Genomic DNA, 13,006 nt, shown 5'->3' on the forward strand with positions numbered 1-13,006 from the left:
TCAATCATATGATTGATTACCTATCATTGTTCAGTTTTCAAAGATCTGTACCAGTCAAACTAGATTATATCTAGCTTCGAAGCACTTTTCTTTTGAAGTGTTTCACCAACTGGCGACTAGATTATAATAACATGTTGTCACGTTCATGTCAACATCTTTTTATAATCTTTTTTAGAATTTTGTAATTTCTATTTCAGTCAGGAATTACATTTACATTCTAAAACGATTATCAACAAACATAGATTTTATCTAGTGTTTGCTAACTAATAAACAGTCGCCTCAAACGACTGTATTGCTATTATAGTACAAAGAACTACAGTGTGCAACCCCTAATTTTAAAATTTTACAAACTTTTTTCTACTTTTCTTTATATAGTATATTTAAATACTTAATATACCATATATAGTATCTTTAAATAATTATTTTCCTATAGCCTTACATAATTATCTCCCTATATTCTTACATGATTATCTTCCTATATTCTTACACAATTATTTCCTTATATAGTATATATATAATATGTTTAAATTATCTTATATAGATCCATCTATTAATACATATATAAAAACAACGCCATCCGTTTGGATGGCGTTGTTTAATAAGGATTTGTGTTCCCTAGTCGGGGGTCCAGGGTACAATAGGCCCTCATAACCCACTATAAGGGCCATTGTATCATTGTAGATACACGTGTATGAAAGGGATACACGTATACCATTAGTATGTATTAGAGATCAACTAAGCCTTTTAACGAGAGAAGACAAGGCTTTAATACCTACATTGCTATAAGTATTTATTATTTATTGTTGAATTGCGCTACGCAAATCTACTTTATTGTAGTCATTGCTACCCATTGGTTCGTTAATAGCTTTGCGAAGGTCTACTACGTGCTCATCGGCTACAGTTGGTTCTTCACTTGCTTTGTTTTTAACTGTTTGTTTAGCAGCGAACCAAATTGTTTCATTCATGTAATGACGAAGTTCTTCGTTAGATACATGTTCTTGCTCTTGAGCAAGGACATCCAAGATAGCATCTTCTAAGTCTTGTGCTTCGTTATCATTCATTGGACCGCCAATTTGTTTTTGTTTTTGTACTACTTCGTTAACACGATCTACCATGCCACGCAATACATTATAACCATAGCTGTTTACGAAGCCATCTTTTTCATTGTATTTAGGTGTTTCAAAGTATTCGTATTCGTTTTTGTTACGATTTTCACCGTTCCAATTTAAAGCTGTTTCAAAACCGTGTACGCGGCCTAAGGAATGCGTACGGAAGTAATCAGCATAGTTATGCTTATCTTTGGAATGTAACCAAATTTTATCTGCTTTAGTCAATTGTTCATGTTTATCGCGTTTTGCTTCTGCTAAAGCGATTTTTTGTTCTGCATTTTCCCATGCTTTTACATAATCATGAAGAGATTGTACTACTTGTGGGCTAGCCACAGGTACCAACACAACATTGCTCAAACCAGGTGCAGATGCAGGGTTAGGCAAGATTAAGTTGTCATCATATGTTGGAGCACTAGCTGCATGACCAGTAAAGGATGCTGCGCTCAATAAAACTGCTGCTGTGAAAGCAAGCATTGTAGATTTTTTCATATCTATTCCTCTTTCCATAGTCGAATTAATGTGCTGGATGAGGGCTCCCGAAGGAGCCCTTACCAGTTGTATCCATGTAACACCTAGGTTTTGATACCTAGTTTATTTGAAAGTCTAACTAATTACATACCCATTTTCGCCATCATTGCAGCCATTTGAGCTTTCAATACTTCTACTTCACTTTGTAGACCAGCGTTTTGAGCTTTAATTTGTTCGTTTTCATATTTCAAGTCGGATACTTCACCTTTTAATCCGGCATTTTGAGCTTTCATTGCAGCCATTTCAGTTTGAACTGCGTATGCAGAGCTGATAGGGCCTTTACGGTAGCGATCTGCTACAGCTGCTTCAGCATCTCTGTTACCAACTTTCCAAGTTACACCAGCGTTTGCCATCATATGGCTAGAACCGCCAGCCCAGGACAAGCCACCATGGAACATTGTGGATTCGTTTTTGTAATGAGCTACGCCCACTGCAATCGCGGAGTTACCACGGTAGTTACCATAACCAGCCATGATTTGAGTTGGTTCCAATGGATCGTATTGCATAGGTTTCAATGCGGACAATGCTGCACCTTGTGCACCTACACGACCGATTTCTTCAGACAATTGATCTACACGAGGGTCAACTGCGCCTTTTACGGAAAGGTCGTAGTTTAAGCCACCATCAGCAGTTTCAGTTTTCTTCAATACTACGGATTGGTCATCAGATGTCAATGTAGTACGGGAATCTTTCAATTGTTTAACGTTTACTGCATCTGTATCATTAGTGCCACGTTGAACATTAGTGATTTTGTTACCACCCATGTTGAGGTTGCCACCAGTGATGTTTACAGTATCGCCACCGAAGGATACTTTCGGACCATTGGAGTTGTTAGAAATGGAAGTGATGTTAGTGAGATCACCTTTCACGTCGAAGGATACTTTACCGTTCGCACCAGTGTGAGCAGTAGTATTCACGCCGTTGGAGAAGTCTAAACCATCAGATAACATTACTGTTTTAGCGTTGCCACCATTTTCTTTATAAGTCAATGGAATTTGTTTAGCTGCTTCCTTACCATTGAAGTTAACTTGGTAGTTAGTTGTATGGTTTGTAGCATTTGGTTGAACGTCTACAGTGATCGCTTTTTTATCACCAGATACAGTAACTGCTTGACGAGCTGCATCTTTTACATCGTTTTTATCTACAGATACTTCGTATGTTGCACCAGCTGCACCAAATGTATCGCCAGCTTTAGGCGCTACTTTAGCGATGTTATTAGCATCAGCTTTAGCTTGTACTTTTTCAGTAGATTTTTTAGCTGCTTCTTGTTGAACAAGTTTCAATTGTTCTTCAGTTGCTGCACGACCTTTAGTTGCGAAGTCAGCAGAATCAAGAGTTTTGTTAGTTAAACCAGTAACATCACCAGTTTTACCATCAAGCTTGATTGTGTTGTCGCCAGCTACGTTAACTACTTGGTCACCTTTGAATTCTAATTTACCATCTCCTTCTTTGTTAGTGATGGAAGTGATTTTGTTCAAATCGCCTTCAACATTAACTTTGTAAGGATTGTTTTTAGAACCATCGCCAGTCACTTTAGTGTTTTGACCATCAGTAAGGTTAGTTTTAGCTGCTTTCAATTGACGTACGTTAACCGCATCAGTATCGTTTACGCCATCTTCAACGTTAGTAATTTGTTTATTACCTGCATTGATACCGTCTTTAGTTACAGATGGGCCATTGTTGATTACTAAGCCACCATCAGTGATCTTAGTATCGCCAATTGTTACGGAACCTTTATTAGTAAGATCTACATTGTTGTTCAACGCGAATTCTACTTTAGCACCTTTGTCGTCACTAGTTTGTTTTACAGTGAGGTTTTTACCGCCGGAGAATTCAACAGTTTTACCATCAGTAATACTCTTAGCTGTTTTTTCAGAATCAGCAGTAGTATTACCAGAAGATTTAACGTTGAAGCTGTTCATTGTACCAAGACCAGCACCGCTAATTGTCATTTCGCCATTAGCAGATTTGGATACTGTGATACCGTCAGCACCTTTAACATTTACTTTACCGCCGTTAGCTGGAACATCTGTGCCATTAGCTTGGATTGTCCAGATATCGTCAGTGTTAGCGAATGTTTTGTCGCCATATTTAATGCGGTCTCCATCTTTCTTAATTGTTGTGTAGTTATCAGGTGTACCTAAGCGGATTTCCTTAGTTTGGATAGAGTCGATGCCTTTGATGTTTTTATTCAAGCGAATGTTCAAAGTATCATTACCATCAGCAGTTACAGCGATGTTACCTGCAGCAGATTCAAATGTTTTTTCTTGCTCTTCAGTAACGCCTTCACCTTTAACTTTAACTGTGGAGTTAAGTTTGTTTTTGTTTACAACGCTTTCGTTGTTACCAGTGAATTTCAAGCCGTCATCAGTAGTAGCAACTTCGTGTTTGTTGTTGTTGCTATCTTCGTAAACGATACGAGTCATACCGTTAGTACCGTTTTTACCGTCTACGCCGTCTTGACCGTTAGCACCTTTGAAAGTAAGACCATCTTTACCGTCTTTACCATTCAAGCCGATAGAGCCGTCTTTACCGTTGATTACAACAGCAGAACCGTCTTTACCGTTTACACCGATCTTACCGTCAACACCTGGTTTACCATCTTTGCCATCATTACCAACTTTGATATCGTCGGACAATGCATAGTTGTAAGTATGGTTGCCAGTTACTGCATCAACGATTTGTTCAACAGTTAAGTTTTTACCTGCACCGAAGTTTACAGTTGTGCCAGGTTTTACGATTGTTGCACTGTGAGCGCCTACTGTGTTACCAGTAACGTCACCTTTCCAACCGGAGTTGTTGATTGTATCAACTACAGTTTTAACTGTTGCGATACCATTTTCACCATCTACGCCTGGTTTGCCGTCAACGCCGTCTCTCACTTTACCAAGTGTTACGTCGTATTTAACAACACCGTTTGCATCAACGGAAGCTTTAGTGTAGTTACCGTCAACGAAGTTCAAGCCTTCAGACAATTTAACTTTTTGTTTAGCACCGCCGTTAGCTGTGTAGTTAAGTTCAGCATCGCCAAGGTTAGTTGCTTTTGCATTTACTGTGTAAATGTTTTGACCATCAGCACCAATTGTTTTATCAACTGTTACATTGTCACCAGCTTTAACTTCTGTCTTAGCGGATTTCAATTGTTTTACGTTAACTGCGTCAGTATCATTTACGCCAGCTTTCACGTTAGTGATGTTCAAGTCACCAGCATTGATACCACCTTTAGTAATGGATGGACCATTGTTGATTACTAAACCACCGTCAGTGATCTTAGTATCGCCAATTGTTAAGGAACCTGCTGGAGTCAAGTTGATGTTTTGAGCCAATTGAACTTTCAATTTGCCATCTACGTTGTTCACGCCGATGTTGTTTTCAGTCAATTTAGTGCTGTCCGCACCGCCAGTGATATCCAATGTTTGGTTCAATTTCTTAGCGATAACTTTAGTGGAGTCAGTTTGACCATTGTCGCCAGCATATTTCATGCCGTCGTCAGTAGTTGCCACTTCGTGTTTGTTGTTATTTTTGTCTTCGTATACGATACGAGTCATGCCGTCTTGACCGTTTTTACCGTCAACGCCGTCTTGACCGTTAGCGCCTTTAATAGTAAGACCGTCTTTGCCGTCTTTACCATTAAGGCCGATGGAACCATCTTTACCGTTGATTACAACAGCGGAACCATCTTTACCGTTTACGCCGATCTTACCATCAACACCGTCTTTACCATCTTTACCGTCGTTACCAACTTTGATGTCATTAGACAATGCATATGTGTAAGTTTGTTCACCAGTTGCATTATCGATATTTTGAGTAATTGTCAAATTATCGCCTGCTGCGTAGGATACAGTTTTACCGTTGCCTACTGCTGTTACAGCGTGGTTACCAACTACATTACCTTTCGCATCTGTGGAGAAGGAGTAGCCATCTTTGATTTGATCTGCCAAACCAGACAAGTCGATTTTCGCGATTGTACCAGCTTGGTTAGCACCATTGCCATCGTTGTATTTCAATGTAACGGATTTGTCTGCTGCATCATAAGAGTAAGATGTAGTAGTTTCACCTGCACGATTAGATTGAGTTGGTGCAATGTGTAAGTCGTTAGCTTTGGAAATACGTTTTACATCGCCAATGTTAGCTGCGTTATCGATTACATCGCCGCCAGATTTAAGGTTAGTGATGTTGTTGCCACCCATGTTCACGTTGCCGCCATCGAATTTGAATTCGTTACCGCCAATTGTGAAAGTAGCATTGCCACCATTCTTAATTGTGTTGATGTTATTCAAGTCTTTAGCCAAACCGATATTGATTTCGCTGTTACCATCAGCACCTTGAGTGATGCTAGTTTTGATGTTAGAGGAATCATATTCGGAATCAGCTTTAGCGCCAGTACCTTTTACAGTTACTTTAGAGCCAAGTTTATTTTTCTTTTCGCCACCAGAGTTAGCGTCGAAACGTAAACCATCATCTAATGTAGCTACTTCATGTTTATTGTTAGTTTTATCTTCGTAAACGATACGAGTTACACCGTCAGCACCTTTTTCGCCTTTCATAGTAAGACCATCTTTACCGTCTTTACCATTCAAGCCGATGGAGCCGTCTTTACCGTTGATCACAACGGAAGAACCATCTTTACCGTTTACACCGATTTTACCATCAACGCCATCTTTACCGTCTTTGCCGTCGTTACCAATCTTGATATCGTTAGCTAAGTCGAATTCAACTTTAGCGCCGTCGTTGTTGCTAGTTTGTTTAACAGTCAAGTTTTTACCTGCTGCCATTTCAACTGTTTTACCATCGGAGATAGTTTTTGCAGTAGTTTCGGAATCAGCAGTTGTATTACCAGAGGATTTCACATTCCATACGGATTGTGCAGCACCTGGAGCTACATGCAAGTCATAAGTAACTTGGTTACCGTTTTCAGTTTTGTTAACTGTTACGGAATTATCGTTGGAAGTTACTACTGTACGAGAATCTTTCAACTGTTTAACGTTAACTGCATCAGTATCGTTTACGCCAGCTTTTACATTAGTGATGTTCAAGTTACCAGCATTAATACCAGTTTTAAGAACAGATGGGCCACCAGAGATAGTCAAGCCACCGTTATTAACAACAGTATCACCAATAGTTAAGGAACCAGATGGAGTCAAGTTTACGTTGTTGTTAAGATCGTATTTAACTACGCCATCAGCAGCTACAGAAGCTGTTGTGTTGGAACCATTCGTGAAGTTCAAACCTTTATCCAATGTAACTTTTTGGTCGTTGGAGCCATTCGCTTTGTATGTCAAAGGAATTTGTTTAGCAGCTTTATCGCCATCGAATGTTACTTGGTAAGTTGTGTTATGGTTTGTTTCATCTTGAACAGGTGTAACAGTGATTGGGTTGTTAGTCTTGTTGCCATTATTTACAGTAACTGCTTCACGAGCTGCATCTTTAACAGCATTACGGGAAACATTTACTTCGTATTTAGCATTCGCATCACCAGTTTGTTTGCCGTCAGCTACAGTGATGTCAGCGATGTTAGTGTCGCCTGCTGCAGCAGATTTTTTAACTACGCTTTCAACAGCAGCTTTATCGCCTGTTGGCAAGTTGCTCAAGTCGATCTTAGCTGTTTTGTTCACTGTATTATCATTGCCATCAACATATTCCAATGTAACTGTTTTATCAGCGTTCACTGTGTATGTTTTGTCTTTGACATGAATGTCGTTAGCTTTGGAGATACGTTTAACGTCGCCAATGTTAGCAGCGTTATTGATCACATCGCCACCAGATTTAAGGTTAGTGATGTTGTTGTCGCCCATGTTCACATTTCCGCCATCAAATTTGAATTCGTTACCGCCGATTGTGAAAGTAGCAGGACCTTCGTTTTTAATAGTCTTGATGTTAGTCAAGTCACCAGCTAAACCGAATTCAACTTTAGCACCGTCGTTGTTGCTAGTTTGTTTAACAGTCAAGTTTTTACCTGCTGCCATTTCAACTGTTTTACCATCGGAGATAGTTTTTGCAGTAGTTTCGGAATCAGCAGTTGTATTACCAGAGGATTTCACATTCCATACGGATTGTGCAGCACCTGGAGCTACATGCAAGTCATAAGTAACTTGGTTGCCGTTTTCAGTTTTGTTAACTGTTACGGAGTTATCGTTGGAAGTTACTACTGTACGAGCATCTTTCAATTGTTTTACGTTAACTGCATCAGTATCGTTTACGCCTGCTTTCACATTAGTAATGTTCAAGTTACCAGCGTTGATACCAGTTTTAGTTACGGATGGGCCACCTGTAATTGTTAAGCCACCATTGTTAAGAATAGTGTCGCCAATTTTCAAGGAACCATTTGGTGTTAAATCAACATCATTGGACAATGCATATGTGTAAGTATGTTCACCAGTTGCATTATCAATATTTTGAGCAACAGTTAAGTTTTTACCTGCTGCATAGGAAACAGTTTTACCATTTGCTACAGGTGTAACAGCATGGTTACCAACTACATTGCCTTTAGCGTCAGTAGAGAAGGAGTAACCATCTTTGATTTGATCAGCCAAACCGGACAAGTCGATTTTCGCCACTGTACCAGATTGGTTAACACCGTTACCATCGTTATATTTCAATGTTACAGATTTGCTTGCTGCATCGTAAGCGTAAGATGTAGTAGTTTCACCTTGACGATTAGAAGATGTTGGAGCAATGTGCAAGTCGTTAGCTTTAGAAATACGAGTTACGTCGCCAATGTTAGCAGCATTATTCACTACATCGCCACCGGATTTAAGGTTAGTGATGTTTTGGTCACCCATGTTAATAGGGCCACCAGTGATGTTGATAGAGTTAGGACCGAATTCCATTTTTGGACCATTTGTAGTGTTAGAAATGGAATTGATATCTACCAAGTTTTTATTCACATCGTATTTAACAACGCCTTCAGCATCTACAGAAGCTGTTGTGTTTCTACCATTTGTGAAGTTCAAACCTTTATCCAATGTAACTTTTTGTTCGTTTGTGCCATTCGCTTTGTAAGTCAAAGGAATTTGTTTAGCAGCTTTGTCACCATCGAATGTTACTTGGTAAGTTGTGTTATGGTTTGTTTCATCTTGTACAGGTGTAACAGTAATAGGGTTGTTTTTATTATTTGCATTGTTTACAGTTACTGCTTCACGAGCTGCATCTTTTACGTCGTTACGGGATACGTTTACTTCGTAAGTTGCACCAGCTTCGCCGAATTGATCGCCTGCTTTAGGGGATACTTTAGCGATGTTTTTGTCGCTAGAGCCAGCTACGTCTGCTTTAGCTTGTACTTTTTCAGTAGAAGCTGCAGTAGGTGTTACGTTGTTAACATCTACAGTGTAGATAGTTTTACTGCTACCGTCTGCATTTTGAACTACGTTGCTTGTTACTTTCGCAGCGTTTTTACCTTGAACTTCAACAGTGCTGTTCAATTTATTTTTAGCGCTGTCGGACAAGTCAGCTACTACATTGCTACCGGATGCAGTTGTTTTGATGTACTCACCATTGTTAGCACCTACCACACCGAAGCTCAAGCCGCCTTGTTTGTTCAATTTTTGTAATTCAGTAGCGCCTGTGTTACCAGTCAAACCAACTGTGTTATTGAAACCGTTGTTTACGATTTTCAATTGTTCTTCAGTAGCAGCACGACCTCTTGTTGCGAAGTCAGGAGCATCCAAAGTTACATTGGTCAAACCAGTGATATCACCAGCTTTAGCGTTCAAACTAATATTATGATCACCAGCTACGTTTACAGTTTGGTTACCGCCGAATACAACTTTGCCGTCGCCAGCTTTGTTTGTGATGGATGTAATATCGTTCAAGTCACCTTCAACGTCTACTTTGAAAGTTTTAACGCCATTTACATCACGGTGAGAAGCAGTTGTGTTCTTACCATTTTCCATATCAATGGATTCTTTAGCAAGGTTTTTAATAACAGTCTTACCACCATTGTTGATGTTGGAAAGATCTTGTTTAGTAATACCTGTGATAACAGCAGTTTCGTTAGGAACATCTTTGTTGTTACCATCAACGTATGTCATTGTTACTTTGCCATTGTTATCAACTGCGTATTCACCTGGTTTAATGTGTTTTTCATTAGCTTTGGAAATACGAGTTACGTCACCAATGTTAGCTGCGTTGTTGATTACATCGCCACCAGATTTAAGGTTAGTAATATTGTTGTCACCAAGATCCAAGTTACCACCAGTGATACTGATGTTGTCAGGACCAAAGTGCATAGTAGTACCACCATTGTTAGTGATGGAAGTAATGCCACCAAGATCACTATTTAAAGAGTATGTATATGTTTGCTCACCAATAGATTGATCAATATCTTGTTTAACTGTTAAGTTTTTACCAGCTGCGTAGTTAACAGTATTACCACTTGCTACAGTTGCAGGTTTTGCAGTACCATCCAAGTTACCACCGTTAGCTTTAGCATTTGTTAAGAAGTCATATTTAGCAGCAGTGTTAGTAGCGTTGATAGTGTAAGTAGTACGACCGTCTACAGTTTTTTCGTCAACTGTAACGTTTTTGCCAGCTTTTACCATGCCAGTGTCATCAAAGCTTACAGAAATTTTGGAGTCTTTTTGACCGTCATGAGCTGCTACTGTAGACACACGACCTGTACCGAGTACGTTCAATTTACCGCCATCAGTTAAGAAGTCACTTTTACCAGTGTTACCAGTTACAGCAACGCCAACGTTTTTCAATTGAGCCACGTTAACAGCATCAGTGTCTGCAGTACCTGCAGCAAGACCAGTCAATTGACGAGTCATTTGTTGACCGTTACCGATGGATACAGCAGCTGTAGTAGCTGTTTGTACGTTACCAGTCAAACGAGTATATTTACGTTCATGAGGATCAGATGGGTTATAACCTAGAACGCCTTTATCTGTTGTAGTAACAGAAGAAGAACCAAGAGCTACGCCGTCAGCGATGTTAGCTTGTGCATTATGACCTACAGAAATAGAATTAGTTGCACTTGCTGTAGTTTTTTGGTTTAAACCAGCAAAAGTATTAGGGCTATCAGTAAATGCTGCACCTTTACCATCACCACCAATAGCAATAGCATGATCACCAGTGGCTTCTGCATTAAAGCCTACAGCAACGGAACCATCATTTGTTGCCTTAGCTGTACGACCAAGAGAAGTAGAGCCCACACCATTAGATTGTGCACCATTACCTACTGCTACAGCGCCGTGAGCATTAGCATTAGTTACTTGACCGATAGCTAGTGCACCAGATGCAGTAGCTTGGGATTTGTTACCAATAGCTGTGGAATTATTAGCAGTCGCTTTAGATAATGTACCAATCGCAGTGCCTGCATTAGCTGTTGCTTTAGCTTGATTACCAATAGCAATCATGTCATATGCACCAAGATCCCCACCATATACAGCTTGTGCTTTATAACCAATAGCAATGGCTGCAGACCCAGTGCTGCCTGGTGCAGATTGTGCAGTAGTGCCACCAGAACCAATTGCAATATTATGACCTGCCAATGCAGATACATCACTACCAATAGCAATGGTTTCATCATGAGTTGTCGTATTATTGTAACCAATAGCTACGTTTCGACCACCTGCTGCATTGTTATTATTACCAGCTACAACATGCCCAGCAGTAACATCAACTGAATTATCGGGTGATGTAAATGCATTAGCAGGTGTACCTGCAACTGCACCACCTACAAGTGCCAAGCCAGCCAATACGCTAGCTAATACTTTTTTCTTGCCGTTATTATTTTTAGCGGTTTCAGGAACTACTACATAGCAGCCTTTAGATTTGCTATAAACGACTTTAAAAACTTTATTCATAGAAACTATGAACCCCTTTCTCTCTTATAAAGAAAACACTAAATGCCTTATTAATACACTTTTTGTTTCATGAATTGTTTATGACACACGTTCACTTACTCTTCATTAAGATATTTATATAATACCAATTTATAAACTAAATGTAAATAGAAATCCTTAAAATTATTAAAGAAAATTTTAGAATTATAAATTAAATAAATTTGAGTTTATTTAATGAGTAATTATCTACACGTCAAGTAAAATACAGCTATTATAATATAGTTATTATATATAATATAAATCATTTATATAAGATACTGATCTATTTCATCATTATCAGTTTATATTATGTTAAAATCCTATAGAAAGATCTATGTTATCTTCATGTTTCTAAATATAAACTTTTTAAATCGAAATTAATGAATAATATAGTGTTTACAGTATTTTCATGAACTATAGAAAAATTAATACATAAATATTTTCCTCAAAACCGATATTTTAATTTATATTTGTTTATAAAAAACATCCCTCTTATAAAAATAAGAGGGATGTTAAATCGAATACAATGATGACTAAACTATCAAATACCAATAGAGCATAAAAAATAACGCCATCCAAAGGATGGCGTTATTTGTATAAGGATTGTATGCCCTAGTCGGGGTTCCAGGGTACATCAAGGCCCTCATATGACCTACAAGGGCCTTATGTAGTTAGTATGGTACAGATATATCTGTATATAGATCAACTACTTCTTAGCAAATATTACACTAAGAAAAGTCTAATACCAATTTATTTGTTATTAATCGCAGCGCGTAAGTCTACTTTTTTAGTTTCTTGGTTAGCTGGGCGATTAATAGCTTCGCGAAGATTTACAGTGTGTTCATCTTGAACAGTAGGTTCTTCACTTGCTTTGTTTTTAACTGTTTGTTTAGCTGCAAACCAAACTGTTTCGTTCATGTAGTGACGAAGTTCTTCGTTAGAAACGTTTTCTTGGTCTTTAGCCATTACATCCAAAATAGAATCTTCCAATGCTTGTGCTTCGTCATCAGTCATAGGACCGCCAACTTCTTTTTGTTTTTGGATGATTTCATTAATACGATCTGTCATGCCGCGCAATACATTGTAACCATAGCTGTTAGTGAAGCCATCTTTTTCATTGTATTTAGGCATTTCGAAATATTCGTATTCATTTTTATTACGGTTTTCACCATTCCAGTTCAAGAACACTTCTTGACCATGTACACGACCGATGGAATGTGTACGGAAGTAGTCAGCGTAATTATGTTTATCATAGGAATGTAACCAGATTTTTTCAGCTTTAGTCATTTGCTCATGCTTGTCGTATTTCACTTTAGCTTTTGCAATGTTAATTTCTGCATTTTGCCAAGCTTTTACATAATCATGAACAGCAGACACTGTTTGTGGGCTAGCCACAGGAACCAATACTACGTTGCCCAATGCAGGCGCAGATACTGGGTTACGTAAAATTAAGTTATCGTCATATGTTGGAGCAGATTGTGCACCTACAACACCTGTAGAAATAACAAGAGCCGCTGCACAAGCAAGTAATGTAGATTTTTTCAT

3 protein-coding genes are annotated in these 13,006 nt (G+C 38.7%); all 3 read right to left on the reverse strand.

Features of this window, described 5'->3' with window-relative positions; all coding sequences use genetic code 11:
- Positions 1 to 797 precede the first annotated feature (797 nt).
- A complete protein-coding gene (locus tag RWP19_RS05835) occupies positions 798 to 1,598 on the reverse strand; it encodes a hypothetical protein (protein WP_314356828.1) in 801 nt (266 codons plus the stop codon).
- Positions 1,599 to 1,720: 122 nt separating this feature from the next.
- On the reverse strand, positions 1,721 to 11,443 hold the full coding sequence (locus RWP19_RS05840) for an ESPR-type extended signal peptide-containing protein (protein ID WP_314356829.1): 9,723 nt from the start codon (positions 11,441 to 11,443) through the stop codon (positions 1,721 to 1,723).
- A gap of 768 nt (positions 11,444 to 12,211) precedes the next feature.
- A complete protein-coding gene (locus RWP19_RS05845; RefSeq protein ID WP_314356831.1) occupies positions 12,212 to 13,006 on the reverse strand; it encodes a hypothetical protein in 795 nt (264 codons plus the stop codon).

Source organism: uncultured Veillonella sp., assembly GCF_963522475.1.
Classification (GTDB): domain Bacteria; phylum Bacillota; class Negativicutes; order Veillonellales; family Veillonellaceae; genus Veillonella.